Here is a 25,340-nt window from a genome sequence, read left to right as displayed (position 1 = left end):
ATCAGAGGGGCGGGGTCACCACAGCACCTTGACCTTGCCTTCTCCCAGCCACTCGGTCAACGCCAGCAGCAGGCCGTCGTCGAGGCGCACGCCCCACTCCTGCGGCAGCATCAGTTCGCCCTTGGCCTTGCCGTTGTTGTAGGCCAGCCGCACCAGGCTGCCGGCGTCCTGGCTCTTGAACGGGTGCAACTCCGCCTTCAGGCGGGCGATGTCGGGCTTGGCCGGCAGCTGCAGCGCCAGGCCGCGGGCGTAGCGGCTGCGCGCCTCGCCCAGGCTGTACAGCTTGTCGACGACGATGCGCAGGCCGCCGGAGAAGCTGTCCTCGCTGACCTTGCCTTCCACCACCAGCACCACGTCCTCCTTCAGCTTGTCGCGGTTCAGCTCGAAGCTCTCGGCGAACAGGCTGACTTCCAGCTTGGCGGTGCCGTCGTCCAGCTGCACGAAGGCCATCTTGCCGCGGTTGCCCACCTTGACGCGGATGCCGGTGACGAAGCCGGCCAAGAGCTGCGGCTCCTTGCGCGGGCTGAGGCGGGACAGCGTGGTCTTGATGAAGCCGCGCACCTCTTTCTCGTAGGCGGAGAACGGGTGGTCGGACAGGTAGAAGCCGATCGCCAGCTTTTCCTCGGCCAGCTTGACCGCGTCGCTCCACGGCCGGGTGGCCACCATCTCCACCGCCGGCGCGACGTCGTCGCCGAACATGTCGAACAGGCCGCCCTGGTTGGCGTTGGCGTGTTCCTGTTCGGCGGCCTCCATCGCCAGGCCGACGTTGGCGAACAACAGCGCGCGGTTGGGCTCGATGGCGTCGAAGGCGCCGGCGCGGATCAGCGCCTCGATCACCCGCTTGTTGACCAGCTTCTTGTCGGTTCGCTTGCAGAAGTCGAACAGGTCGGTGAACGGTCCGCCGGCTTCCCGCGCCTCGACGATGTGGTTGACCGCCGACTCGCCGGTGCCCTTGATCGCGCCCAGCGCGTAGCGGATCTGCTTGCGGTTGACCGGCACGAAACGGTAGAAGCCGTGGTTGACGTCGGGCGGCAGGAAATCGATGCCGTTCTTGCTGTCCTGGCAGTCGTCGTAGAACACCTTCAGCTGGTCGGTGTTGTCCAATTCGGTGGACATCGTCGCCGCCATGTAGGCCGCGCAGTGGTGGGCCTTCAGCCAGGCGGTGTGGTAGGCCACCAGCGCGTAGGCGGCGGCGTGCGACTTGTTGAAGCCGTAGCCGGCGAACTTCTCCATGTAGTCGAAGATCTCGTTGGCCTTGGACTCGGGAATGTCCTGCTTGGCCGCGCCCTGCACGAACATCGCGCGCTGGGCCACCATCTCTTCGACCTTCTTCTTGCCCATCGCGCGGCGCAGCAAGTCGGCGCCGCCCAGGCTGTAGCCGCCGATCACCTGGGCCGACTGCATCACCTGCTCCTGGTACACCATGATGCCGTAGGTCGGCGCCAGCACCGGCTCCAACAGCGGGTGCAGGTACTCGAACTTGGCGCCGTGCATCCGCTGGATGAAGTCCGGAATCAGGTCCATCGGGCCCGGGCGGTACAAGGCCACGAAGGCGATAATTTCCTCGAACTTGCTGGGCTTGGCCTCCACCAGCATCTTCTTCATGCCGGTGGACTCGAACTGGAACACGGCGGTGGTGTTGGCGGTGGCGAACACCTTGTACGCGGGCTTGTCGTCCAGCGGCAGGTGGGCGACGTCCACGTCTTCGCCGGTGGTGTCCTTGATGTATTTCTGCGCCAGTTCGATGATGGTCAGGTTGCGCAGGCCCAGGAAGTCGAACTTCACCAGGCCGATCTGCTCGACGTCGTCCTTGTCGAACTGCGAGACGGGGGAGGCGCCGTCGCCGCTGGCGATGTACAGCGGGCAGAAGTCGGTCAGCTTGCCCGGCGCGATCAGCACGCCGCCGGCGTGCATGCCGATGCCGCGGGTCAGGTCTTCCAGCTTCATCGCCAGCTCGATCAGCTCGCCCGCGCCCTCGCTCTCGATGATCTCGCCGATCTGCGGCTCCACTTCCATCGCCTTGGTCAGGCTCAGCGGCTTGTTGGCTTCCAGCGGAATCAGCTTGGACAGGCGGTCGCACAGGCCGAAGGGCAGGTCCAGCACCCGGCCGACGTCGCGGATCACCGACTTGGACGACATGGTGCCGAAGGTGGCGATCTGGCTCACCGCCTCCTCGCCGTACTTGCGGCGGGTGTATTCGATCACCCGCCAGCGGTTTTCCTGGCAGAAGTCCACGTCGAAGTCGGGCATGGACACCCGTTCCGGATTCAGGAAACGCTCGAACAGCAGCGCGTACTTCAGCGGGTCGAGGTCGGTGATGGACAGGCTGTACGCCACCAGGGAGCCGGCGCCGGAACCCCGGCCCGGGCCCACCGGGCAGCCGTTGGCCTTGCCCCACTGGATGAAGTCCGCCACGATCAGGAAGTAGCCGGGGAAACCCATCTGGATGATGGTGTCGCACTCGAACTTCAGCCGCGCGTCGTAATCGGGCCGCTTGGCTTCGCGTTCCGCCTCGTCCGGGTACAGTTGCTTCAGCCGGTCTTCCAGCCCGCGCTGGGCTTCGTGGACCAGGAAGTCGTCCAGCGACATGCCGTCCGGCGTCGGGAACAGCGGCAGGTAGTTCTTGCCCAGCACCACCGAGATATTGCAGCGCTTGGCGATTTCCACGGTGTTGGCCAGCGCCTCGGGGATGTCGGCGAAGCGCTCCACCATCTCGTCGGCGCTGAGGAAGTATTGGCATTCGCTGAAGGCGCGCGGCCGGCGCTTGTCGCCCAGCGTGTAGCCTTCGGCGATGCATACCCGCGCCTCGTGCGCCTTGAAGTCTTCCTTCTCCATGAATTGGATCGGATGGGTGGCCACCACCGGCAGCGCCAGCTCGCCGGCCAGCCACAGCGTGGCCTGCACCACGTTTTCCACCTGAGCGCTGTCCACGCGCTGGATTTCCAGATAGAACGCGCCCGGAAACAGTTTTTCCCAGTATTCGGCGCGGCGCCGCGCTTCGTCGCGCTGGCCCATGGACAGCGCGACGCCGACGTCGCCCAGGTGGGCGCCGGACAGGCACAGCAGATTGCTGTTGTCGCCGGATTCCAGCCATTCGCGCTTGATCTCGGCGCGGCCGCGGTACTGGTTGTGGCTGAACGCCTCGGTCAGCAGCTCGCACAGCCGGCGGTAGCCCTCGCGGTTCTTCGCCGTCAGCAGCAGACGGTAAGGTTTGTCGCGGTCTTCCTCGTTCTCCAGCCAGATGTCGGCCGACACGATGGGCTTGATGCCCTTGTTGCGGCAGCTCTTGTAGAACTTGACCATGCCGAACAGATTCATCAGGTCGGATGCGCCGAGCGCGGGCATCTGTTCCTTGACGGCGCGCTTGACCGCGTCGTCGAGGCGGACGATGCCGTCGGTGATGGAAAACTCCGAGTGGAGGCGAAGATGGACAAAGCGGGGTGCGTTCATCCCGGCATTTTAACGGCTGGCGCTGTGGCAAACCAGTTGAATCGCCGACAAAAAGCGGCTGGTGCGGCGGCGGCCATGCACATTAGAATGTTGGCATTGGATGTCTGGCGCAGGTGAAAGAACGAGATGGAGTTCAATGTGCAGCAATTGGAACGGACGAATCTGTATCAGCTGCTGGTGGGTTGCGTGTTGCCGCGGCCCATCGCCTGGGTCAGCACTCAGGATTTGAAGGGGGTGTGCAATCTGGCGCCGTTTTCCTTCTTCAACGTGATGAGCGTCAATCCGCCGCTCTTGGGCATCAGCATCCTGAAGCAGGCGCCGGAGCGCGACAAGGACACGCTGGCCAATATCCGTCTGACCGGCGAGCTGGTGGTCAACATCGTCAGCCAGCCGCTGGCGGCGGCGATGAACGCCAGTTGCGGCGCCTATCCGGCCGACATCGACGAGTTCGAGCTGGCCGGGGTGGCCAAGACCGACAGCGTGACGGTGAAGCCTCCGGGCGTGGCCGAAGCGCCGGTGCGGCTGGAGTGCGCGCTGCACCAGTGCCTGACCTTCGGCCACGGCAGCGGCGCCGGCAATCTGGTGCTGGCCGAGGTGAAGCACATCCATGTCGCCGACGGGCTGTGGCGCGACGGCGCGATAGACGAGCAGGCGCTGCAGGCGGTGGGCAAGCTGGGCGGCAACCGCTACAGCCTGGCCGAGGAGGCGTTCACGCTGGAACGCCCGGCCTGAGCGGATTTCAAACGGCGGCCAGGGCCTGGGCGGAGAGATCGTCCAGCAGGTTGTAGCGGCGCTGGTATTCCGAACGCTTTTTGCTGGCGATGTCGGCCATCGCCTTGCGCGGCAGCGTCAGCGGGATGCGGTAGAAACGCTGCTTGTCGTCCGCGGCCTCGGCTTCCATGGTTTGCCAGAAGCTGTCGTAGTCGGCGAAGAAATGCCGGCGATAGCGCCAGGAGCTGTAGATGTGCTCGTGGTTGCCGACGGCCAGAATCTCGTCCGCGCCGATCTTGCGCGCCAGCGCGGTCAGCGCTTCCATGGCCAGCCGTTTCGGGAACAGGCCATGGGCGGCCTTGGTCGCCTGCTGCACCTGTTCCGCGCCATAGGGTTTACGGGGGCCTTGCAGGCCGCCGATCACTACCGCCATGTTGTCGCCGCGGCGGGTCAACGTGAAGGTCAGCGTCGCCAGCGGCACTTGCTCCGCGTCGCAAACCTGCAGCGACATCTCACCTTCCTTGTCGAAACTGTGCTGGTGCGTGAGCAGCAGCAGCAGGCGACAGTCGCCCTTGCCGGCGATGTCGGCCAGGCGCAAAGGCGCGTTGGACAGCAATTGGGCGCGGGTGGCGGCGGAGAAGCGCTGCTCCAGCAGCTGGTAGTGGGCGCAGAGCGCCTCCAGCTTGCCGCGGCATCCCAGCGAGCGGTACAGGTAGGGACGATGGAGCTTGCTGGCCAGCCGTGGATTGCGGCGCAGATAAGTCAATAGCGACTGCGACTGGCGGAAGGTATCCAGCCAGCGCAGCGTCCACGGCAGCGTGAGCATGCCGCGGAAGACGAATTTGAAGCGGTTCTTGCCTTGATCGAAACCGTCGCGCCGGGAGAACTCACCGGTTGCCAGCGACCAGAACAAATCCACGGAGTTTGTGACAGTCATGCAATACCTCATCCTTGGGAATGTCAGGATAAGATAAATTTGCACAAGAATTTGTTAATAGTTATGTGGGACAGTGTGACGGAATGTGACGCGGGATAGCGCTGTCATGATGAAAAATGCCAATTTACCTGAGAGCGTACAGTCGGAAGCGTTCCTTGTGATCGCCCGGCCGCTGGAAGGTGTAGGCGGGATGCAATTTGTCGTAGGGCGGAGGGACCTGGTCGTGGAGCGTCTGCAGCAGCAGCCAGCGGCAGCGGCCGGCGCTGCCCGAAGCTTCCAGGCGCTGCGTGCGCAGGCCGGCGTAGTATTCCAGCAAGGCGCGTTGCGGCTCGCCCAAGCCCAGGCTGGCGACGCAGTCGCCGGGCCGGATCAGGGCCGCCGGTCCGGGCTTCAGCGCGGCGAAGGCTTCGCGGTAACGCATGCCGTGGTCCAGCGCCGGCAGCCATAGCATGGCCATGCCGCACCAGAGCAGGGTCAGGCCCACGCTCCAGCGCCAGATCAGGCGATAGCCGTTGGCCAATGGCTGCCGCCAGCACCAGGCGAGCAGCGCCGCGGCGGCGGCGAACAGCAGCCAGCGCCCAGGCTGGAACTGGGGCGTCCAGCCATGGAAGCGTCTGCCCAGCCATTGCCGCGCGGGATGGATGTCCAAGGGGAAGTTCAGCGCGGCGGCGCAGAGCAGCACGTAGACGGTCAGCGCGCACAGCAGCAGCGCCAGGCCGATGTTCAGCCAGCGCGGCGGGCGGCCCAGGCCCCGCAGCCCCGCCATGGCCAGCAGCGCCAGCGGCGGCAGCAGCGGCAGCGCGTACAACTCTCGGGCGTCGGCCGCGGAGGCCAGCACCGCCAGCGTGCAGCCGGACAACGCCAGCGGCGGCAGAATGGCGGGCCAATCCTGCCGCGCGCGCGCGGCGCGCCATAGCGCCAACAGCGCCAGCGGCCAGGTCGGCAGCGCGTACCAGGGCAGGGTCAGTCCGTAGAAGCCGCGCGCGGCGCGCGGCCCCAGGTGGACGGTGCCGCGGAAGCGGCCGAAATTATTGGCGTCCAGCCAGAGATGAAACAGCTCGGGGCTGCGCTGGTACAGACTGTGCATCCACCACAGCGGCAGCGGCAGCGCGGCGGCCAGCGCGATGGCGAGGGTTTTCAGATAGGCGGGCCGGCGGTAGTCGCGATGCGCGAGAAGCGCCAGCGCGGCGACGCCCAGGCAGCCCGGGCCGAGCAGGCCCTTGCTGAGAAAGGCGATGGCGGCGCCTGCGCCCAGCATCAGCCCGGAGGCCAGCGGACGGAGCAGCGCCTGGCTCAGCCCGGCTAGTCCCCAGCAGAAGCCGGCCAGCAGCGCGGTGTCGGTGATCAGCTGGTGGGCGCGCAGCGGCAGGCCCACGGTGCCGATCAACAGCACCAGCGCCCAGCGGCCATGCCCGGGGCCGAACAGGCCGCGCGCGGCGGTGGCCAGCCCCAGCCAGGCGATCAGGTTCCAGAAGCCGGCCGCCAGGCGGGCGGCGTCGGGCGCGCCCAGCCAGCCTTCGAACAGCCGCATGGTCCAGGCGGCGCTGATGAAGAACAGCGGCGGCTTTTCCATGAAGGGTTCGCCGGCGAGGGTGGGCACTACCCAGTCGCCGCTGGCGGCGATATGGCGCACCAAGCCGAAGGTGTAGGCTTCGTCGGGTTTCCAGGGCTCGTGGCCGACCAGGCCCGGCAGCAGCCACAGCAGGCATAGCGCCAAAAGCGGCTCCCAGCGCAGCGGAGCCGGGCGCTCAGCCAATGGGAGGATCTTTCGGCCGCATCGAGTGCAAAGCGGTTTTTTGCATTTCCAGCGTCTTGATCTGCATCGCCAGCACGCCCATGTTCATGGTCAGCCAGCCTTCCACCACTTTCAGCTCGGCCAGCTTGCGGTCGATCTCCTCTTCCGACATCGGCGGCAGGAAGGCCTGCATGCCGGGCGGGGTGGCTTGTTGCCAGAACTGGCGGAACAGGGCGAACGGGTCGTTGTGGTTGTCTTGGCTCATCGACATTTTCCTGCAATGAAAAACGGGCAAGCGATGCTTGCCCGTTCAGTATAAGACGCTTGAGACGCCGGATCAGCCCTGTTGTGCGGCAACCTGGGCGTCGACCGAGGCCAGCGCCACCATGTTGACGATGCGGCGCACCGACGAGATCGGGGTCAGGATGTGCGCCGGCTTGGCCATGCCCATCAGGATCGGGCCGATGGTCACGCCGTCGGACGCCGACACGCGCAGCAGGTTGTAGCTGATGTTGGCGGCCTCCACGTTCGGCATGATCAACAGGTTGGCCGAGCCCTTCAGCGTCGAGTCCGGCAGCGCCTGCTGGCGGATGCTTTCCACCAGCGCGGCGTCGCCCTGCATCTCGCCGTCGATTTCCAGTTCCGGCTGCGCTTCGCGGATCAGGTCGAAGGCGGCGCGCATCTTCTGCGACGACGCGGTGTTCAGCGCGCCGAAGCTGGAGTTGGACAGCAGCGCGGCCTTCGGCTGGATGCCGAAGCGCTGGATCGCCTCCGACGCCATCCGGGTGATGGACGACAGCTGCTCGGCGCTCGGCTCGGCGTTGACGTAGGTGTCGGTGATGAAGATGTTGCCGGTCGGCAGGATCAGCGCGTTCATCGCGCCGGCCACCTTATCCTTGTTGGCGTAGCCCAGCACGTTCTCCAGGATGTCGAAGTGCTGGCGGTACGGGCCGTAGGTGCCGCAGATCAGCGCGTCGGCGTCGCCGCGGCGCACCATCATCGCGCCGATCAGCGTGGTGTTGCCGATCACGCGGCGGCGGGCCTGCTCCTGCGACACGCCCTTGCGCTTCATCAGCTGGTAGTAGTCCTGCCAGTAGGTGTTGAAGCGCGGGTCGGATTCGTTGTTGACCAGTTCGAAGTCCACGCCCGGGCGCAGTTTCAGGCCCAGCTTCTCGATGCGCTTCTCGATCACGCTGGGGCGGCCCACCAGGATCGGCTTGGCCAGGCCCTGGGTGACGATTTCCTGGGTGGCGTGCAGCACGCGCTCGTCTTCGCCCTCGGTCAGCACCACGCGCTTCGGATCCTTCTTGGCCTGGGAAAACACCGGCTTCATGAACAAGTTGGTCTTGTACACGAACTGGGCCAGTTGGTCGGCGTAGGCGTCGAAGTCTTCGATCGGACGGGTGGCGACGCCGGAATCCATCGCGGCCTTGGCCACGGCCGGAGCGATCTTGACGATCAGGCGCGGATCGAACGGCTTCGGAATCACGTATTCCGGGCCGAAGGACAGTTCCTGATCGCCGTAGGCGGTGGCCACCACGTCGTTCTGCTCGGCCATCGCCAGGTCGGCGATCGCGCGCACGGTGGCCAGCTTCATCTCTTCATTGATGGTGGTGGCGCCCACGTCCAGCGCGCCGCGGAAGATGAAGGGGAAGCACAGCACGTTGTTGACCTGGTTCGGGAAGTCCGAGCGGCCGGTGCCGATGATGGCGTCCGGGCGCACTTCCTTGACCAGCGGCGGCAGGATTTCCGGTTCCGGGTTGGCCATGGCCAGGATCAGCGGATCGCGAGCCATGGACTTGACCATGTCTTGCGATACCAGGCGCGGGCCGGACAGGCCCATGAAGATGTCGGAGCCGGCCATCGCGTCGGCCAGCTTGCGCCAGCCGTTGTCCTTGATGGCGTAACGCAGCTTGGACTCGTCCAGCTTCTCGTCGCGGCCGATGAAGACCACGCCCTTGGAGTCGCAGATGGTGATGTTTTCGCGCTTCACGCCCAGCGCCACCAAGAGGTCCAGGCAGGCGATGGCGGCGGCGCCGGCGCCGGAGGCCACCACGCGCACTTCGCCGATTTCCTTCTTCACCAGGCGCAGGCCGTTCAGCACCGCGGCGGCGGCCACGATGGCGGTGCCGTGCTGGTCGTCGTGGAACACCGGGATGCCCATGCGCTCGCGGCACTTCTTCTCGATGTAGAAGCACTCCGGCGCCTTGATGTCTTCCAGGTTGATGCCGCCGAAGGTCGGCTCCAGCGAGCAGATGATGTCCACCAGCTTGTCAGGATCCAGCTCGTTGACTTCGATGTCGAACACGTCGATGCCGGCGAATTTTTTGAACAATACGCCCTTGCCTTCCATCACCGGCTTGCTGGCCAGCGCGCCGATGTTGCCCAGGCCCAGCACCGCGGTGCCGTTGGAGATCACGGCCACCAGGTTGCCGCGGGCGGTGTATTTGTAGGCGTTGAGCGGGTCTTCGACGATGGCGTCGCACGGGGCGGCCACGCCGGGGGAGTAGGCCAGTGCCAGATCGCGCTGGGTGGTCAGCGGCTTGGTCGGGGCAACCTGAATCTTGCCCGGGGTCGGGAACTGGTGAAACTCCAGTGCGCTTTGGCGCAATTGCTCGTCCATTCGCAGGCTCCTGATTGAGAGATGTTTTTTTATGTCGGTAAGGGAGAATCAGCCTCGCATTATAAGGCTTATGCCAGGTCCGGGCTATGCCGTGTCTGACAAAAGCCGCGACGGGCAAAACCCATCGCGGCGGCATGCCGTCTGGCGCGGGAAACTCAATTCATCATGCCGAGCATCCGAGGCAGCCATAGCGAGATTTCCGGGATGAAGGTGACCGCCAGCAGGAAGCCCAGCATGGTCAGCAGCCACGGCCACACCGCCACCGTCAGCTCGGTGATCCCCATCTTGGTGATCCCCGAGGCGACGTAGAGGTTCAATCCCACCGGCGGGTGGCACATGCCCACTTCCATGTTGACCGCGATCAGGATGCCGAAGTGCACCGGGTTGACGCCCAGCTTCACCGCCACCGGGTACAGGATGGGCGCCATGATCAGCACGATGGCCGACGGGTCCATGAAGTTGCCGGCCGCCAGCAGCAGGACGTTGGTCAGCAGCAGGAAGGCGACGATGCCGAAGCCCTGGCTGGCCATCCAGGCCGCCATGGTCTGCGGGATCTGCTCGGACGCCATCAGGAAGGAGAACAGCACCGCGTTGGTGATGATGTAGAGCAGCATCGCGCTCATCGACGCGGCGTTGATCAGCACCTTGGGCACGTCCTTCAGCTGCATGTCCTTGTAGACGAACACCGCGATCACGAAGGCGTACACCGCGGCCATCGCCGCCGCCTCGGTGGGGGTGAAGATGCCGGTATAGATGCCGCCTATCACCAGCACGATCAGCAGCAGGCCCCACACGCAGCCGCGGAACGCGCTCCAGCGCTCGCTCCAGCTGGCCTTGGGCAGGCGCGGATAGTCGAACTTCTTGGCGCGGAACCAGGTGGTCATGCCCAACAGAAAGGACAGGCACAGGCCCGGCAGCACGCCGGCAATGAACAGCTGGCCGACCGAGGCGGTGGAGACCGCGTTGCCGTCCGGGCCGGTGACGCTCATGCCGGCGGTGGCGATGCTGAACATCACCAGGTTGATCGACGGCGGGAACAGGATGCCCAGCGCGCCGGAAGTGGTGATCACGCCGGCGCCGAAGCGCGCCGGATAGCCTTGCTTCAGCATCGCCGGCAGGATGATGGAGCCGACGGCGACGACGGTGGCGACCGAGGAGCCGGTGATCGCCGCGAACAGCGCGCAGGACACCACCCCGGCGAGGCCGAGGCCGCCGTACCAGTGGCCGACCAGGGTGGTGGCGAAGCGTATCATCCGCCGCGCCACGCCGCCGTGCATCAGGAAGTTGCCGGCCAGGATGAAGAAGGGGATCGCCATGATCTCGAACTTCTCGATGCCGGTGAACAGCTTGAGCGCGACGGAGGTGATCGGCACCTCGGTCATGGTGAACAGGAAGGTGAGGACGGTCAGGCCCAGCGAGATGGAGATCGGCATGCCGGTCAGCATCAGCGCCAGCAGCAGGCCGAAGATGATCAGGGCGCTCATGGACGGCCTCCGTGATGCATGTCGTGCGGGTGCAGGTTGTCCAGCGTGTCGTCGCCTTCGATGCCGTCGACGTGGCCGTGATCATGCTTGGGCAGACTGCCGGTCTTGACGAAGTTCCAGGCCACCTGCAGGAAGCGGAAGCACATCAGCGTGGAGCCGGCCGGGATGGCCAGATAGACCAGCCACATCGGCGCCTCCAGGTCGGGCGAGGTCTGGTCGGTGTGGGCGATGTTCCAGACGAAATCGCCGCCCATCACGGCGACGGCGCCGGTGAACAGCGCGCCGGCCAGCAGGCCGAACACGATGAAGCGGCCGCGGATTCTGTCGGGCAGCCGATTGATCAGCACGTCGACGCCGACGTGGATGCCGGTGCGCACGCCGTAAGCGGCGCCGAACTTGGCCATCCAGACGAAGAGATAGACGGTGAGTTCCTGCGCCCACGCCAGATTGATGTGGGCGAGATACGGTTGAAGAGCGGAAATGCCGGAACCGTAGCGGTGCAGCACGGCTACGAAAGTGATCAGGGTGGCGGCACCCATCAGACAGGCAATCATCCACTCCTCGAGGTGGTCGAGGAATTTCAGCATGGCGGGGTTTCCTATGCGCGCAGCGCAGCCGCGCATCGGGCGATGCGCGGCCGTCGGCCTGTTACTTGCCGGGGTTGAAACCGGTTTCTTTATAAATCTGCTTTAGCAGATCGGGACCGATGCGGGAAGCCATTTTCTGGTGCACCGGCAGCAGCGATTTCTTGAACGCGTCGCGCTCCTGCGGCGTGGGGACGTAGACCTTGGTCTTGCCGGACGCCTTGATCGCCGCCACGGCCTTGTCGTTCTCTTCCTTGGCGATCTTGTTGGCGTAGACGGTGGCGTCCTGCACCGCGCTGTCCAGCTGGGTGCGGATGTCGGCCGGCAGGCCGTCCCAGAACTTCTTGTTGACGATCAGCGCGTAGCCGAGGAAGCCGTGCTGGGTCAGCGTCAGGTTCTTCTGCACTTCGTAGGCCTTGCTGGTGTACAGGTTGGACGCTTCCAGCTCGGTGCCGTCCACCACCCCGGTCTGCAGCGCCTGGTAGACTTCGGAGAAGGCCATCACCTGCGGCAGCGCGCCCAGGGTGCGCATTTCCTCTTCCAGCACCTTGGACGACTGGATGCGGATCTTCATGCCCTTGAGGTCGGCCGGGGACTTGATCGGCTTGTTGGCCGAGAAGTTCTTGAAGCCGTTGTCCCAGTAGGCCAGGCCCTTGATGCCCTTGCCCTCCAGCTTGCCCAGCAGCTGCTTGCCGATCGGGCCGTGCATCACCTTGTTGACCTGGTCGTAGTTGTCGAACACATAGGGCAGATCGAAGACTTCGAACTCCTTCACGCCCAGCGGGCCGAACTTGGCCAGGCTGGGGGCCAGCATCTGCACCGCGCCCAGCTGCAGCGCTTCCAGCTCTTCCTTGTCTTTGTACAGTTGGCTGTTGGGGTAGACCTGGACCTTCACCTTGCCGTGGGTGCGCTGCTCGGCCAGCTTCTTGAAGTATTCGGCGGCTTTGCCCTTGGGGGTGTCCGGGGACACCACGTGGCTGAATTTGATCACGATCTCGCCGGCCGCCTGGGCGAATCCGGAGAGGGCGAGGCTGGCGCAGACGGCCAGCGCGGCATGCTTCAGTTTCATGTAGGGATCTCCATCCATTTGTCGCGTTGTAGTGTCAGGCCCGGCTTATGCCGGTTGTTGTTGCCGATAAAGTAGAAGCTCTAGGGCGGTTTGGCCATTAGGGAATTCCAGAACATGGGCATGTCCCCCGCTGTGCTTTGGTCGCGGTATCATCGAAGGCGTGTCATTGTCCGGTTTCCGCCATGTCCCCCTCCCATTCCCGCATCCGCCGCATTCCCCACCGCTTGTGGCTGGGCGCCAGCCTGGCCCTGGTCGCGCTGCTGCTGGCCCTGTGCAGCCTCAGCTATCTGGTGTACCGCGATTGGCGCGACGAGCAGCAGGACAATCTGATCCAGGAGGTGCTGTGGCTGGAACAGTCGCTGCGCATGCACTTGGAAGCCCATCAGGAATGGGGCGACACGCTGGCGCGCGACATCGCCGCCGGCAAGGTGGACAGCCGGCGCTTCGCCCAGCTGGCGGCGTTCTATCTGCGCGAGAATCCCGAGCTGGTGACGCTGGAGCGGATCGACGCAGACCGCCAGGTGCAGTGGGACCCGCATGGCCTGCGGCGCGACCAGCGGCAGCTGGGGCTGCCGGAGTACGACGCGATGTGGCGCGCGGGACGCCTGCTGCGAAACAGTTACGGCGCGCCCTACCAGGGGCAGGACGGCAAGTACCGCTTCGACCTGGCGATTCCCATCGTTCACGACGGCCGGCTGCTGGGCGGCTTGCGCCTGTCCTATCAGCTGGACGCGCTGCTGTACCACCAGGTGCCGTGGTGGATCGCTTCCAAGAACTACATCAGCATCATCGATCTGGGCGGCAAGACGCTGGCCCAGAAGTTCGACGCGGCCGAGCAGCCGGGCTCCATCTCGCACCAGACCAGCTTCGATCCGCCCGGCTACGGCCTCTACCTGCGCGCGGTCAGCTACCGCAGCGGCCTGGGCCTGACGCTGCCGGTGCTGACGGTGGTGATCGCGCTGCTGCTGCTGACCCTGCTGTACGCGGTGTGGCGCATCCGCCGCCACATGCGCGAGCGCCTGCTGGCCGAGCAGAGGCTGGCCAAGGAGGTGTCGCTCAGGCAGGCGATAGAGGACTCGATGAAAAGCGGCCTGGTGGCGATCGGGCTGGAGGGCGAGATCGTCCGCGTCAACCGCGCCTTCTGCGACATGCTGGGTTTTTCGCCGGAGGAACTGGTGGGCAGCCATCCGCCGCATCCGTTCTGGCCGGCCGACCAGCACGGCGTGCTGGCCGAGGCGATGGACGCGGTGCGCGACAACCGCCAGCCGGAGCTGGGCTTCGACCTCACGCTGATGCGCAAGCGCGGCGACACGCTGGTGGTGCGGTTGTTCGCCACCCCTCTGATGGAAGAGGACGGCAGCCAGCGCGGCTGGATCGCGTCCTTGTTCGACATCACCGAGCGCCAGCGCCAGCGCGTGGCGCTGGGCGCCGCCCATCGCCGCTTCCTCACCGTGCTCAACGGCCTGGCCGCCGGCGTGTGCGTGGTGGACGAGGGCAGCGCCCAGCTGTTGTACGCCAACCCCGGCTTCGCCGAGCTGTGGCAAGTCGGCGACGCCGACGCGCCGTGCTGCGTGCTGCTGCCGGGCTTGAAGGCCGGCGAGGGCGAAGAGATCGGCCAGGAGTTCATCTTCACCGGCGACCAGCGCTGCCTGCTGATCCATCGCCGCCGCATCGAATGGGTGAACGGCGAAGCGGCCTGGCTGGCGATACTCAGCGACGTCACCGCCGACCGCCGGCGCGAAGAGCGCGAACAGGCGCAGCAGGAGCGTTTCCAGAATACCGCGCGGCTGATCGCGATGGGCGAGATGGCGTCCACGCTGGCGCACGAGCTGAACCAGCCGCTGACCGCGATCCACACCTACGCCGCCGGCGTCAGCCGCCGTCTGCCGGAACAGCTGGCGTTGCCGGCCGGCGTGCGCGACGCCATCCAGGCCATCGCCGAGCAATCCCGGCGCGCGGCCCAGATCGTCAGCAGCATCCGCGCCTTCGTCAAGAAGCACGAGCCGCAGCTGGAGCGGGTGGACCCGGCGCGGGTGGTGCAGCGCGCGCTGGGCCTGGCCGAGCCGCTGGCCGCCAAGAACGCCGTCGGCCTGCAACTGGCCGCCGACCGCCGCCCCTGCCGGGTGGACATGGACCCGGTGCTGATCGAGCAGGTGCTGCTCAACCTGATGAAAAACGCGATAGAGGCGCTGGTGGAGGCGGGCACGCCGCGCCCGGGGGTGGAGCTGCACACCTGCGTGGAAAACGGCAAATGGCGGGTGGAGGTGGTGGACAACGGGCCGGGGCTGGCCGCCGGCATGCAGGACAACCTGTTCACGCCGTTCTACTCCACCAAGCCGGAAGGGATGGGCATCGGCCTCAATATCTGCCGCTCCATCGTGGAATTCCACCGCGGCGAATTCGGCGCCGTCAGCAGCCGGGAAGGCGGCTGCGTATTCTGGTTCAGCCTGCCGCTGGCCGGCGCGGAAGAGGGGTGAGGCAGGGGCTGGTCAAGAAAAATGCCGTTGTGTTAGGATGCTTGGCGATGGGCCGATAGCTCAGCTGGGAGAGCGCTGCGTTCGCAATGCAGAGGTCGGGAGTTCGATCCTCCTTCGGTCCACCAGAATTCATGCGACGGGAAGCATAATGTGACGGGAAGCATAAGTTGGCCGAAACGGCCAGCTTATACTTCCCGGTTCGCACTTCTAGCCACTCCGCCGTCCAAAATTCATCCCGCTTTTCTCCATCCCTATTCCTTGAGAGTGTTGCGCAGCAAGGCTTTCCACGTTTGAAACGCCGTTCCAGCTCCTGGCCAGCTTATGGGTACAAATCATCGATTTTGGCCAGCTTATGGTTCCCAGCTAAAGAGTGCGCTGCTTGTCAGGGTGGACTGTGTGAGATGGGGCTGCTGTTCGGCCGGAGCTGACTTTCGGCCTCTAGCCAACATCGGGCGGCAGTGCGCCAATTTCCAGCCACTCAGCAGCTAGAGACGGCTAATGGCTGCATTGGCTGTCGGCCTGTGATGACAAATGACTCATTGCGGTCGCCCAGACTTCGTCTACCGATACTGGACTGCCCTGGCTCATGTCGTCATTCTACCGAACGGGCGCAAGCCCTGATTTGTGCAACAAAGCCCCTGTGCAAAAGAAGATAGATCAGTCGGTTTCAATGGATTTGAAAATTATTTATGCATTGGGCCGTGAACGCGGGGAGCCTAAATTTTCAACTACGAAATTATGTTGACAATTGAAAAGTAATCTGTGCACAATCAAAAAGCAGGATCTTCAAGCGTCATATCTATCGACACCTCGTTGCCCACCCAGTTGGTCTACATAGTTTCCTTATCTATTCCTTGATTATCATGCTTTTGGCAATTCTATTGTCCTTTATAAATACAAGGAGTGCATTATGGAAACGGGTACCGTTAAATTTTTCAACGACGCAAAAGGTTTTGGTTTTATCACCCCGGACAATGGTGGTGATGATTTGTTCGCTCATTTTTCTGAGATTCGTGCCGATGGGTTCAAATCCCTGCATGATGGCCAAAAAGTGAGCTACACCCGAGCTATGGGCCAAAAGGGTCCGGCAGCATCCGGCATTCAGCCTCTCTAATCTATTGCTGCTATCAAAAAAGCCCCTAGCGGGCTTTTTTTTTGCCTAAAATTTCTGTTCCCTTTGACCTCCACCAGTACTGATTCAGCCAAAGCTATGAGAGTGCTTATGTGTCCTGACGGTGCTGTGGGGTAAATCCGTTTGGGGAAAGGGGAAACTCACCCTGTCCGGTATTTATGCAACAGCTCCGCCGACGTTGAAGTCAACCAACTTCGCGAAACCAGTATCAAGCACTTGATGTCTAGCTACGGTACTTCAGCGCCTCAATGACGAGAGCAAGCGCCGGCGCTATTTGACGGCGATTCGTGTAGTAGAGGTGGTAGCCTGGTAGCCGCGGCCACCAGTCCTCCAGTACCGGTATCAGCTGCCCCGCGTCGATGTGGAGCCTCGCGGTATCTTCCGGCACATAGGCAAAACCCTGGCCATCAAGCGCCGCCTGCAGCATTAGAAAGGTGTTATTGAACACTGCCTGCCCCTGAACGCGCACCGTAACCGGTCTGCCGTCCTTCTCGAAGTCCCAGACGTACAAGCCCCCAAGCGTGGGCAGCCGCAGGTTAATACAGCGATGGTCGGTCAGATCGCCCGGCACTATCGGAAGTGCTTTACCCGCAAGGTACTGAGGTGACGCGACCACAGCCATGCGCAGATCGGGGCTGATGCGCACGGCGATCATGTCTTTGTCCACTACATCCCCGATGCGCACTCCAGCATCGAAGTGCTGGGCCACGATGTCGGTGAGCGCATAGTCCACGCTCAGTTCGACTTGGATATCCGGGTATCTCGTCAGGAATTCGGGCAGCCGGGGCCACAGGGCCGTGACAATGGCATGATCGTTGGCAGTGATTCGCACATTGCCGGCGGGCTTATCGCCTAGTGAACGCAGGGCGGCCAGTTCCGCATCCAATTGGCCCAACATCGGGGCCAGTGTGTTCAGTAGCCGCGAGCCAGCTTCGGATGTGGCGACGCTGCGGGTGGTGCGCATCAGCAGTTGCACACCCAGACGCGCCTCCAGCGTTGTCATCGCGTGGCTCAACGCCGAGCGCGACATACCCAGTTGCGCGGCCGCGCGCGTGAAGCTGCGCTCCCGGGCCACCACCGAAAATGCGCGCAGGTCGTTTAGGTTCTCCATGGATATTGGTGCATTTTATGCACATGCTTATTCAGATTTTTCCATCTTATCAAACAATGGGGTTGTCCCTATGCTTGATAGCATGTGCTGTCAAAGCTTCACTACAGGGGCCGCGACACTTTACTTGCCAAGGAAAACACCTCCATGATTACCGTAACCCCCGTTGGTTCGCAGCCTTCCGTACAGGGGCCTGCCGACTACTTCGCCGGCACAGTCCGCATTGATTCGATGTTCCAGGCCGATGCGCCGGCCCGCGTCGGCGGTGCCACCGTGACCTTCGAGCCAGGTGCCCGCACCACATGGCATACGCACCCGCTAGGGCAGACGCTGATAGTGACGGCTGGTTCCGGTTTCGTTCAGGAATGGGACGGACCAGTGCGTCAGATCCGTCCTGGCGACACCGTGTGGATTCCGCCAGGCACCAAGCATTGGCATGGTGCAGCACCGGCTACATCCATGACCCACATTGCCATAGCCGAGATGCTGGAGGGCAAAGTGGTGGATTGGATGGAGCCTGTAAGTGAGGGGCAATATCAGACATCGGTTCAATCATGAATGCATCACAGGAAAAGGCGCTGAGCCAGTCGCAGCAATCCATCGCAGCCTTCACCGCGTTGGGCAATCTGCCCAAGCTCGATACTGCCTTGGCGAAGAGGACGGATGCAGGACTCACGGTCAATGCTTGCCGCGAGTTGCCAGTGCAGCTCTATGCTTTCCATGTTTTTCATGTAGCCTCAATGCGTTGGGCGCACTGATGGGGGGGCTTGGTGAGCGTGGTCTGTCCGGCAGGGGATCAAGCCTCCTGATGCAAAAGCAGTAGCAAGAAGGCTGGGGGGCTCTACCAAGCATCCATGAAAAGGTCAGCGACATTACCGCTTGGTCGCTTGGGCGGCCAGAGCGCCGCGCTTTTCGACGAGAAAGTCCATCAACGCCCGCACCTTGCTCGGCATCTGCTCACGGGAGGGGACGTACAGGTAGAAGCCGGGAAACGGTCTGCACCAGGAGTGCAGGACACGGACCAGCGTCCCTTCCCTCAGTTGCTGACGTACCGCGAGTTCCATGTGCTGGGCCAGGCCGATGCCTTGGACGGTGGCACGAATCATTCCCTCATCGTCGTTGGTGGTGTAGCTGCCTTGCGGGTCGAGCACGAAGTCCTGCCCTTCCACCCCTGGCGTGGAGAACTCCCATTGGAAAATGGCACCGCTGGAGGTCTGGCGGTAGCGCAGGCAATTATGGGCGGCCAGGTCGGTTGGCGTTGCGGGTTGGCCATGGGCCTTGAAATAGGTTGGTGAGCCGACCACGGCCATCTCCAGTAGCGGCGTGATCGGCACCGCCGTCACGTGTTCGGCCAGGCTCTGTCCCAGGCGGATGCCCGCATCGCAGCCGTCGGCGATGATGTTGGCCATGCCGTCATCCATGATCAGTTCCAGACGCAGTTGCGGATAGCGCGCGAGAAACTCGGCCAGATGCGGTTCCATTAACAGCTTGGCCGCCACCCGCGAGGTGTTTACCCGCAACAGCCCGGTCGGCTCGGTCCGGTTCTCGCCCACCGTCCGCACGACGCCGTCAATCGACTGCAGCGCCCCCTGCAGCACTTCAAACAGGCGCTGGCCTTCCTCGGTCAGCGACATATCCCGCGTGGTGCGGTAGAGCAGTTTGACGTTCAGCCGCTGCTCTAGCGCCTTCAGGTTCTGCGACAGCGCAGCACGCGACACGCCCATCTCGGCGGCGGCCTTGGTGAAGCTGCGGTGTTGCGCCACATGCGTGAACCAAGCGAGAGAAGGTAGCAGGGAGGGATCCATCAAGGCTCCAATTGTCAATTTCAACTTACCACTGTGGTCAAGATTAGCATCTTTTTCAACGCCAATGATAGGCCTACTATTCACTCACGCCAACCGAACAGCGCTAGTTGGTAGCCGGGCCCAAGGACTGTACGGACTGATGGCCCGCTTGATTCAGTAAAGGAGAAATCGAATGCAAAGCATCCAGTTCAAGAACCTCAACGGCCAGGGCATCACCATGGCGGCGAACCTGTACTTTCCGGCTGGCTTCGACGAGGCCAAGCACTATCCGGCCATCGTGGTAACTCATCCGGGTGGCGGCGTGAAAGAACAAACCGCCGGTCTGTATGCGGCAAAACTCGCCGAACAGGGCTTCGTTACCATTGCCTTCGACGCGTCCTACCAGGGCGCTAGCTCCGGCGAGCCGCGCCAGTTGGAAAACCCCTACATCCGCACCGAGGACGTCAGCGCGGTAATCGACTATCTGACCACGTTGCCTTATGTGGACCCGGCCCGCATCGGTGCGATGGGCATCTGCGCCGGTGGCGGCTATGCGGCCAACGCGGCGATTAACGACCGCCGCATCAAGGCGCTGGGCACGGTCAGCGCGGTGAATATCGGCTCCATGTTCCGCAACGGTTGGGAAAACACCGTGAAGGACGCTGACGCGGTCTCCTATCTGGACTACGGCTCGCAGGCCCGCAGCGGCGATGCCGCCAAGCCCGAGCTCGCCACCATCCCGCTGGCACCGATGCGCAAGGAAGATGCGCCCAACAAGGAGCTGGAAGAAGCTTGGGAGTATTACCACACCCCGCGTTGCCAGCATCCGAACGCACCAGGCTACACCCTGGCCCGCAGCCTGACCCAGATCATCAGCTACGACGCCTACAACAAGGCCGAGGCCTTTCTGACCCAGCCGATCCTAGCCGTAGCCGGTAGCGTGGCCGGTAGCAAGTGGATGAGCGAGGATCTGCTCGCACGGGCCGCTAGCACCGACAAGCGCCTGCACATCGTCGACGGTGCCAACCATATGTCGCTGTACGACGTGCCGCAGTACGTGGAGGAGGCCGTGTCGGAACTGGTGCCGTTCTTCCAGTCTCACCTGTAGACCGGCCCTGGGCGAGCGTCGGCTCGCCCTTCACGCAAACATCGCTCGGCGCGGCAGGCACCGGACAAGGAACCCACATGACTACCCATACCATCCGCCATGTTGCCTACAAGAACCTGGCCTGGGACACGTCGGCTGACCTCTACTTGCCGCCCGGCTTCGACGAGAGCCAGCAATACTCGGCCATTGTTAGCACCCACCCGATCGGCAGCTGCAAGGAGCAGACCGCCGGCAACATCTATGCGGCGGCGCTTGCCAAGGAAGGCTTTGTCGTGGTCGCCTTCGACGCCAGCTTCCAGGGGGAGAGCGGTGGCGAGCCACGCTTTATCGAGGACCCGTCCATCCGTGTCTCCGACATCCGCTTCGCCATCGACTACCTGGTGACGCTGCCCTTCGTGGACGCGGACCGCATCGGCGCTATCGGCGTGTGCGGCGGCGGTGCCTACACCATCAACGCGGCGATGAGCGACCGGCGCATCAAGGCGTTGACCTCGATCACTGGCGTGAACTTCGGCCGCCTGATCCGCGAGGCGTTCAGCAACTTCGACCCGGTCGGCGCTCTGGACGCAATGGCCAAGCAGCGCACTGCCGAAGCCCGCGGCGGGGAACGGCACGTCATCAACTACCTACCACCGTCGGTCGAGGCAGGAAAGAGCAACGGCATCACCGATATCGACGTCCTGGAAGCCACCGACTACTACAAGTCACCACGCGGCCAGCAGCCAAACGGCGCCACCAGTGGGTTGTTCTCCTTCAACAGCGCCGCAATGACCTGGGATGCGTTCGCGCATGCAGAAGTGCTGCTCACCCAGCCGTTGATGGTGGTGATCGGCGACAAGCCGGGCGGCTTCGGCGCCTACCGCGACGGCTGCGAGATCTACGGTCGCGCGGCAGCGAAGCAGAAGGAGCTGGCGGTGATCGAGGGTTGGTCCCACTACGACCTGTACGACAGGCTCGAGCCGGTCGGCCAGGCGTTGGCCAAGGTCGTGCCATTCTTCAAAGCGTACCTGTAAGTGCGGTCGGGCATGGCGATGCCATGCCCGGTGGTTGCCCACACTAAACAAGCACAAGCGAGTACAGGATGAATCCGATCAAGAAGGTATTGATACTGGGGGCGAGCGGCCAGATTGCCCGCTGGGTGATCCGGATGCTGGCGGATCGCGAGGACATCGCGCTGACGCTGCTGTTGCGCCACGCGAAGAACCTGTCAGGCACTGAGCCCAAGAATGCGCAGGTCGTTATTGGCGATGTGCTGGACAGCAAGCTGCTACGGCAGGTGATGGCCAGCCAGGACATCGTCTATGCCAACCTGGCCGGCGAGGTTGACCTTCAGGCCGAAGCCATCGTCACCGCCATGCTCAAGGCCGGCGTCAAACGGCTGATCTTCGTCAACTCGCTGGGCATCTACGACGAGGTGCCAGGCAAGTTTGGCGAATGGAATCGTCGCGAGATCGGCCAGTATCTCGGCCCCTACCGCAAGGCGGCCGATCTTATAGAAGCGTCAGACCTGAACTACACCCTGCTGCGGGCCGCCTGGCTGAGTGATGCCGACGAGGTGGACTATGAGACCACCCAAAGGGACGAGCCCTTCAGGGGCACTGAGGTGTCGCGCAAGAGTGTGGCGGCCCTGATTGCGACCATCATCGACGCAACGGAGCGGCATGCGCGGGCGAACCTGGGTGTCAACAAACCCGGTTCGGATGGCGACAAGCCATCCTTCTTCTGACACGACACGCGACAAAACGCAGAAAGGCCTCGATGAAAGTGATTCTGTTCGGTGCCTCAGGCATGGTGGGACAGGGCGTGTTGCGCGAATGTCTGCTGGCCCATGATGTGACGGCCGTGCTGACCATTGGAAGAAGCGAATTGCCTATCCGGCACCCCAAGCTGCGGCAGTTGGTCCGCCAAGACATGTATGCCTACAGCGATATTGCTGACCAGTTAGTGGGCTACGACGCTTGCCTGTTTTGCCTGGGCGTGTCGGCCAGAGACGTCGACGAGGCCAGCTTTGTGCGCATTAATCACGACCTGCCGGTCGCAGTCGCCGAGACCCTGGTCAATGTCAATCCGGCCATGACTTTCATCTATGTATCCGGCGCGGGCACCGATACTACCGAACAGGGTTCGACGATGTGGGCTCGGGTGAAAGGCAAGACCGAAAACACCTTGCTCAAGCTCGGCTTCAAGGCCGTCTACCTGTTCCGACCCGGCCTCATCATCCCCATGAACGGGGCGGTATCAAAGACCAAAGCCTATCGACTGTTCTACCGGTGCTTTGGTTGGGGGCTGCGTGCGGTACGCCGTTTCTTCCCCTCCCGCATCATCGACACCGAGCAAGTCGGTCAGGCGATGTTACGGCTGATTCGCTACGGCGACGCCAGCCCTTACATCGATAATGCCGCCATTCATTATCTCGCTCTCAGCCGAACTCAATATGCCTGACATCAAGGACGGGTTATAAGTCATCCCATGGCCGCTTTCGGATAGAAAGAAGCCATTTCTGTTGGAGGAATGAGTGACCGTTAAGGCCGATGAGCAGCCCTATGGTTGCCATTGTTCTATGGCCTAGATAATTCGGTGTTTCTGATGCTTTCACGTAGCTTGTTGTACTCCTCCCGTAGCGGCTCGCGCTGCAGCGATAGCCGATACGGCCGCAGGGCCTGGGACATCCGACGGATGCTCGGATAGTTCCCGCCGGCGGCGATGTTCCTGAAGACTCTGCCTACCCGTTCCACATCGCCTATCCGACGCTTCGCAGTGGTCCGCTGCTGCGACTGTTGGTGCTTGTGCGTCAGCTGCGCCAACAGCTCCGGAAACCAATATTTGGCGTAGCTGCGCGTCACGCCTATGCGCTTCAGGATGCGGGAGACCGGTTCCGCGGTGCTGGGGGCATCGAGCTCCTGGCGAAGCCGTGATTCGAGAGAAGCTTTGCTCAGTTGGGCTGCAGCGTGTGGTTTGCCCCTTGCAGAGACGGGTGAGGCACTGCTGGGCGCCTGATCCGGCAGAGGCTGGGTGAATAGTTGGTGCAGCGTCAGATCCAGTTTGTCTGCGATCTGGAGCAGCTGTGGAAATGCCGGCTTCTGCTGTTTGTTGGCCCAGCCGCCGATGGCTCTGTCGCCCAGGCCCAGCATTAGCGACAGTTTCTTCTTTTCCCCTTCAGTCCAGCGTTCTGCCGCGGTTTGCAGGATGGCCATCAGCTGCAGTTGCGTGGGCATGATCCTGCCTTCAGGCGTGGCGATCATGCTTTCCAGTGAGTGGGCGCGGCGCAGGTCGGCTTCCTGGATGGTTTCTTGCGTTTGCAGGGTGGATGCCGGCGCGAGGTAACCGCAACAGTGGGTGCAGCGTGCCTGGTCCGGATAGTGCGGGACCAGTTGCTGACGCTTGCCGCACCAGGGACACAGGTGCTGTAGCGGCCGGTGGTGCCGGGTGCACACCCGGTAGGCATCCAAGGACCAGACCAACGGGAAGTGGCTGTCAACGCGCTGGTTCCGTTGTTCAGCCAGGCAGGCGGGGCACCAGCGTACCTCCTTGGCCAGAAAGCCGGCGCCGATTTCCGGGATCACGCCTTTCCAGGCCTGGAAGGTAAGACCTTCCAGGCCCTGTACCGAGGTGAGCTGCTCCAAGGCCTGGGTAAAAGCGTTGGCATAGCGGCCGATGCCGTTTACCGTTCTGGCGTCCTCCCGGTAAAACGAGATGGCTAGGCCGGTGCCGTCTAGCGGCAGCACCGGCCATACCGTGTAGCGAACTAGCCGCCGTGTGTCGATCTGATGCGCTCGCGCCAGTCGCACCAGATACGACAGCAGGCTCTCGGTTGTGCGGCCGCCGCCCTGCATGGGAGGCAAGGCGAACAGCGCGCTTGGGTCGGAGGCGTTGTGATTCCTGTCCATGGCCCGGTCTCCTCTCAAGGCCTCCAGCCGGTTTGATCGCGAGTGGGGTTGCGTTCTCCCGGTCTGCGTTTCTGTTTTGGTTTGCCATAGCGGTGGTTGTCGTCATCGCGGTAGTGATGCGACTCTTTGTAATCCTTCTCGCCAAGCAGGCAGTGCTGGCGTAGCTCATCCATCGGGATATCCTGCAGGCGGATTTCTCCCGCCTGGGCCTCTTTCAGAATGGTCAGAATGGAGCGATTTTCTGGAGCTAACTGCTCGACCACATCCATGTCGAGTTGATCAAGTCCATGTTCGCGGCAGTACTCGTATGCGCTATCCAACCAGGGCTTCAGGATGCCGATGCAACCCGCCGATTTGAGGTAGAAATACTCAGCTTTGTGGAGCAGGTCTGGTTGGCGGGGCAGATTCATCCACGAGATCAGCGTGCTGAGCGATGAGCAGAAAGACTCCCAGTCATCCTTGTCGGTCCTGTGGTAGTGCGGCAGCTTGATGATGCGGGTACGCCGCACCAGCTGGGCGCTCTGCTCCTGGATGGATAGCAGATCGTAAGTGCCGACCAGGATGATGACGGCGTTGGTGCTGGCGGCCAGCGATTTGAGGATTTCGTACTGCCGGCTTTGCTCCTGCGCCTTGTGGCCGAGCAGGAGCTGGTTGGCCTCGTCGAGGATGATGGCGCGCACGCTGCGTTTTTTGACGGCCTTGCCGAGCGCGCTTTGCAGACTGTTCGCCGTCGGCGCCGAGCGCCCCAGCTTGATTGGCTCATCGATCAGCATCATCTCGTCCGTGTCGAACGGCAGCGTGAGTTGGGGACTGACATTGCTCAGTTGCTGCAGCATCCGGCTGTAAAGTTCTTTCCAGTTGAAGGTGCTGCTGCCGGCGGAAAGAATCGACAGGTGGAGCACGGGGACCATGTCGGCCTGGTGCCGCATGTCTGTGGCAAACCGTTCCTGGATCCGTTGCTCCAGCTTCTTGGCGAGGGTGGATTTGCCGACACCGGTTGGCCCGGTCAGTACGATGATGTCAGGATGAGACTTCTGCCATAGCGTGTCTTCCAGTTGTTTCAGCGCGTCATTCAGCTTGGGATGGTTGATCCTCCGGCTCAAAAAGTCCGCTACATGGGCTTCGCGCATATTCTGTTCCTGGTTTTGATTGAGTAGCATGTTCATGTCAGAAATCTCCAAAAACCGTCAGCGTATGGTGCGATGGGAGAATCGGCGGGGGCGGGGTGGTGGGTTCTGCAACGTGTTCCTG

The 25,340-nt window shown here is 63.0% G+C and carries 21 protein-coding genes and 1 tRNA gene; 10 read left to right on the top strand and 12 right to left on the bottom strand.

All coding sequences use genetic code 11. From position 1 onward, the window contains the following. Positions 1 to 15 precede the first annotated feature (15 nt). A complete protein-coding gene (gene dnaE, locus ACY3GB_RS10610; RefSeq protein ID WP_463088703.1) occupies positions 16 to 3,450 on the bottom strand; it encodes a DNA polymerase III subunit alpha in 3,435 nt (1,144 codons plus the stop codon). 138 nt (positions 3,451 to 3,588) lie between these two features. Here dnaE and ACY3GB_RS10605 point away from each other — a divergent pair, with 138 nt between their 5' ends. Continuing rightward, positions 3,589 to 4,182, top strand: coding sequence for a flavin reductase family protein (locus ACY3GB_RS10605; RefSeq protein WP_463088702.1), 594 nt, complete (start codon positions 3,589 to 3,591; stop codon positions 4,180 to 4,182). Between the two features lie 7 nt (positions 4,183 to 4,189). Here ACY3GB_RS10605 and ACY3GB_RS10600 read toward each other — a convergent pair whose 3' ends face one another. From ACY3GB_RS10600 to ACY3GB_RS10570, 7 genes are all read right to left on the bottom strand, one after another. Next, entirely contained in the window at positions 4,190 to 5,098 is a 909-nt protein-coding gene (locus ACY3GB_RS10600; protein WP_463088701.1) for a VirK/YbjX family protein, read from the bottom strand. Between the two features lie 124 nt (positions 5,099 to 5,222). Further along, entirely contained in the window at positions 5,223 to 6,854 is a 1,632-nt protein-coding gene (locus ACY3GB_RS10595) for an ArnT family glycosyltransferase (protein WP_463088700.1), read from the bottom strand. After that, positions 6,847 to 7,098, bottom strand: coding sequence for a PhaM family polyhydroxyalkanoate granule multifunctional regulatory protein (locus ACY3GB_RS10590; protein WP_463088699.1), 252 nt, complete (start codon positions 7,096 to 7,098; stop codon positions 6,847 to 6,849). Before ACY3GB_RS10590 ends, ACY3GB_RS10595 begins: the two co-directional genes overlap by 8 nt. Positions 7,099 to 7,170: 72 nt before the next feature. Continuing rightward, entirely contained in the window at positions 7,171 to 9,456 is a 2,286-nt protein-coding gene (locus tag ACY3GB_RS10585) for an NADP-dependent malic enzyme (RefSeq protein WP_463088698.1), read from the bottom strand. 155 nt (positions 9,457 to 9,611) lie between these two features. Further along, a complete protein-coding gene (locus ACY3GB_RS10580; RefSeq protein WP_463088697.1) occupies positions 9,612 to 10,940 on the bottom strand; it encodes a TRAP transporter large permease in 1,329 nt (442 codons plus the stop codon). Continuing rightward, a complete protein-coding gene (locus ACY3GB_RS10575; RefSeq protein ID WP_463088696.1) occupies positions 10,937 to 11,527 on the bottom strand; it encodes a TRAP transporter small permease in 591 nt (196 codons plus the stop codon). Before ACY3GB_RS10575 ends, ACY3GB_RS10580 begins: the two co-directional genes overlap by 4 nt. Positions 11,528 to 11,588: 61 nt before the next feature. Continuing rightward, positions 11,589 to 12,593 (bottom strand): TRAP transporter substrate-binding protein, encoded by a 1,005-nt coding sequence (locus ACY3GB_RS10570; RefSeq protein WP_463088695.1) that lies wholly within the window; start codon positions 12,591 to 12,593, stop codon positions 11,589 to 11,591. A 182-nt stretch (positions 12,594 to 12,775) separates the two neighbouring features. Between ACY3GB_RS10570 and ACY3GB_RS10565 the strand changes: the two genes are divergently transcribed. From ACY3GB_RS10565 to ACY3GB_RS10555, 3 genes are all read left to right on the top strand, one after another. Further along, positions 12,776 to 15,070, top strand: coding sequence for a PAS domain S-box protein (locus tag ACY3GB_RS10565; protein ID WP_463088694.1), 2,295 nt, complete (start codon positions 12,776 to 12,778; stop codon positions 15,068 to 15,070). Between the two features lie 49 nt (positions 15,071 to 15,119). Continuing rightward, positions 15,120 to 15,195 (top strand) — tRNA-Ala (locus ACY3GB_RS10560). 785 nt (positions 15,196 to 15,980) lie between these two features. After that, on the top strand, positions 15,981 to 16,184 hold the full coding sequence (locus tag ACY3GB_RS10555; protein ID WP_463088693.1) for a cold-shock protein: 204 nt from the start codon (positions 15,981 to 15,983) through the stop codon (positions 16,182 to 16,184). Positions 16,185 to 16,425: 241 nt separating this feature from the next. On the opposite strand, the gene ACY3GB_RS10550 is transcribed toward ACY3GB_RS10555, so the two are convergent. After that, positions 16,426 to 17,313 carry a LysR family transcriptional regulator gene (locus ACY3GB_RS10550; protein ID WP_463088692.1) on the bottom strand — a complete coding sequence of 296 codons (888 nt, stop codon included), beginning with the start codon at positions 17,311 to 17,313 and terminating at the stop codon, positions 16,426 to 16,428. A gap of 144 nt (positions 17,314 to 17,457) precedes the next feature. On the opposite strand from ACY3GB_RS10550, the gene ACY3GB_RS10545 reads away from it, so the two are divergent. Together ACY3GB_RS10545 and ACY3GB_RS10540 are read left to right on the top strand one after the other, a co-directional pair. Next, positions 17,458 to 17,868: a (R)-mandelonitrile lyase gene (locus tag ACY3GB_RS10545; protein WP_463088691.1), complete on the top strand. Its 411-nt coding sequence runs from the start codon at positions 17,458 to 17,460 to the stop codon at positions 17,866 to 17,868. Beyond that, the gene (locus ACY3GB_RS10540; protein WP_463088690.1) at positions 17,865 to 18,068 is read left to right on the top strand and encodes a hypothetical protein; all 204 of its coding nucleotides are present in this window, start codon (positions 17,865 to 17,867) and stop codon (positions 18,066 to 18,068) included. The genes ACY3GB_RS10545 and ACY3GB_RS10540 overlap by 4 nt, the downstream gene beginning before the upstream one ends. Before the next feature lie 114 nt (positions 18,069 to 18,182). Here the strand turns inward: ACY3GB_RS10540 and ACY3GB_RS10535 are convergent, their stop codons facing one another. Next, complete coding sequence (locus tag ACY3GB_RS10535; RefSeq protein WP_463088689.1) at positions 18,183 to 19,115, bottom strand: LysR family transcriptional regulator; 933 nt, start codon at positions 19,113 to 19,115, stop codon at positions 18,183 to 18,185. A gap of 172 nt (positions 19,116 to 19,287) precedes the next feature. On the opposite strand from ACY3GB_RS10535, the gene ACY3GB_RS10530 reads away from it, so the two are divergent. The 4 genes from ACY3GB_RS10530 to ACY3GB_RS10515 all read left to right on the top strand — a co-directional run bounded on the left by ACY3GB_RS10530 (position 19,288) and on the right by ACY3GB_RS10515 (position 22,644). Beyond that, positions 19,288 to 20,202, top strand: a complete 915-nt coding sequence (locus tag ACY3GB_RS10530) for an alpha/beta hydrolase (protein ID WP_463088688.1) — start codon at positions 19,288 to 19,290, stop codon at positions 20,200 to 20,202. Between the two features lie 77 nt (positions 20,203 to 20,279). Beyond that, positions 20,280 to 21,215 carry an alpha/beta hydrolase gene (locus tag ACY3GB_RS10525; RefSeq protein WP_463088687.1) on the top strand — a complete coding sequence of 312 codons (936 nt, stop codon included), beginning with the start codon at positions 20,280 to 20,282 and terminating at the stop codon, positions 21,213 to 21,215. A 68-nt stretch (positions 21,216 to 21,283) separates the two neighbouring features. Then, positions 21,284 to 21,928 carry an SDR family oxidoreductase gene (locus ACY3GB_RS10520; protein WP_463088686.1) on the top strand — a complete coding sequence of 215 codons (645 nt, stop codon included), beginning with the start codon at positions 21,284 to 21,286 and terminating at the stop codon, positions 21,926 to 21,928. A gap of 32 nt (positions 21,929 to 21,960) precedes the next feature. Further along, positions 21,961 to 22,644: a Rossmann-fold NAD(P)-binding domain-containing protein gene (locus ACY3GB_RS10515; protein WP_463088685.1), complete on the top strand. Its 684-nt coding sequence runs from the start codon at positions 21,961 to 21,963 to the stop codon at positions 22,642 to 22,644. 116 nt (positions 22,645 to 22,760) lie between these two features. Here the strand turns inward: ACY3GB_RS10515 and ACY3GB_RS10510 are convergent, their stop codons facing one another. After that, complete coding sequence (locus ACY3GB_RS10510) at positions 22,761 to 24,089, bottom strand: TniQ family protein (RefSeq protein WP_463088684.1); 1,329 nt, start codon at positions 24,087 to 24,089, stop codon at positions 22,761 to 22,763. A gap of 14 nt (positions 24,090 to 24,103) precedes the next feature. Beyond that, entirely contained in the window at positions 24,104 to 25,255 is a 1,152-nt protein-coding gene (locus ACY3GB_RS10505) for a TniB family NTP-binding protein (RefSeq protein ID WP_463088683.1), read from the bottom strand. Positions 25,256 to 25,340: the final 85 nt, after the last annotated feature.

This window comes from Chromobacterium sp. Ag138 (assembly GCF_055181315.1).
This window is presented reverse-complemented; position numbering and strand designations above follow the sequence as displayed.

Coding starts and splice junctions, on each gene's coding strand:
- dnaE (WP_463088703.1), bottom strand. CDS start 3,450: ATGAACGCACCCCGCTTTGTCCATCTTCGCCTCCACTCGGAGTTTTCC.
- ACY3GB_RS10600 (WP_463088701.1), bottom strand. CDS start 5,098: ATGACTGTCACAAACTCCGTGGATTTGTTCTGGTCGCTGGCAACCGGT.
- ACY3GB_RS10590 (WP_463088699.1), bottom strand. CDS start 7,098: ATGAGCCAAGACAACCACAACGACCCGTTCGCCCTGTTCCGCCAGTTC.
- ACY3GB_RS10585 (WP_463088698.1), bottom strand. CDS start 9,456: ATGGACGAGCAATTGCGCCAAAGCGCACTGGAGTTTCACCAGTTCCCG.
- ACY3GB_RS10580 (WP_463088697.1), bottom strand. CDS start 10,940: ATGAGCGCCCTGATCATCTTCGGCCTGCTGCTGGCGCTGATGCTGACC.
- ACY3GB_RS10575 (WP_463088696.1), bottom strand. CDS start 11,527: ATGCTGAAATTCCTCGACCACCTCGAGGAGTGGATGATTGCCTGTCTG.
- ACY3GB_RS10570 (WP_463088695.1), bottom strand. CDS start 12,593: ATGAAACTGAAGCATGCCGCGCTGGCCGTCTGCGCCAGCCTCGCCCTC.
- ACY3GB_RS10565 (WP_463088694.1), top strand. CDS start 12,776: ATGTCCCCCTCCCATTCCCGCATCCGCCGCATTCCCCACCGCTTGTGG.
- ACY3GB_RS10555 (WP_463088693.1), top strand. CDS start 15,981: ATGGAAACGGGTACCGTTAAATTTTTCAACGACGCAAAAGGTTTTGGT.
- ACY3GB_RS10550 (WP_463088692.1), bottom strand. CDS start 17,313: ATGGAGAACCTAAACGACCTGCGCGCATTTTCGGTGGTGGCCCGGGAG.
- ACY3GB_RS10545 (WP_463088691.1), top strand. CDS start 17,458: ATGATTACCGTAACCCCCGTTGGTTCGCAGCCTTCCGTACAGGGGCCT.
- ACY3GB_RS10540 (WP_463088690.1), top strand. CDS start 17,865: ATGAATGCATCACAGGAAAAGGCGCTGAGCCAGTCGCAGCAATCCATC.
- ACY3GB_RS10535 (WP_463088689.1), bottom strand. CDS start 19,115: ATGGATCCCTCCCTGCTACCTTCTCTCGCTTGGTTCACGCATGTGGCG.
- ACY3GB_RS10530 (WP_463088688.1), top strand. CDS start 19,288: ATGCAAAGCATCCAGTTCAAGAACCTCAACGGCCAGGGCATCACCATG.
- ACY3GB_RS10525 (WP_463088687.1), top strand. CDS start 20,280: ATGACTACCCATACCATCCGCCATGTTGCCTACAAGAACCTGGCCTGG.
- ACY3GB_RS10520 (WP_463088686.1), top strand. CDS start 21,284: ATGAATCCGATCAAGAAGGTATTGATACTGGGGGCGAGCGGCCAGATT.
- ACY3GB_RS10515 (WP_463088685.1), top strand. CDS start 21,961: ATGAAAGTGATTCTGTTCGGTGCCTCAGGCATGGTGGGACAGGGCGTG.
- ACY3GB_RS10510 (WP_463088684.1), bottom strand. CDS start 24,089: ATGGACAGGAATCACAACGCCTCCGACCCAAGCGCGCTGTTCGCCTTG.
- ACY3GB_RS10505 (WP_463088683.1), bottom strand. CDS start 25,255: ATGAACATGCTACTCAATCAAAACCAGGAACAGAATATGCGCGAAGCC.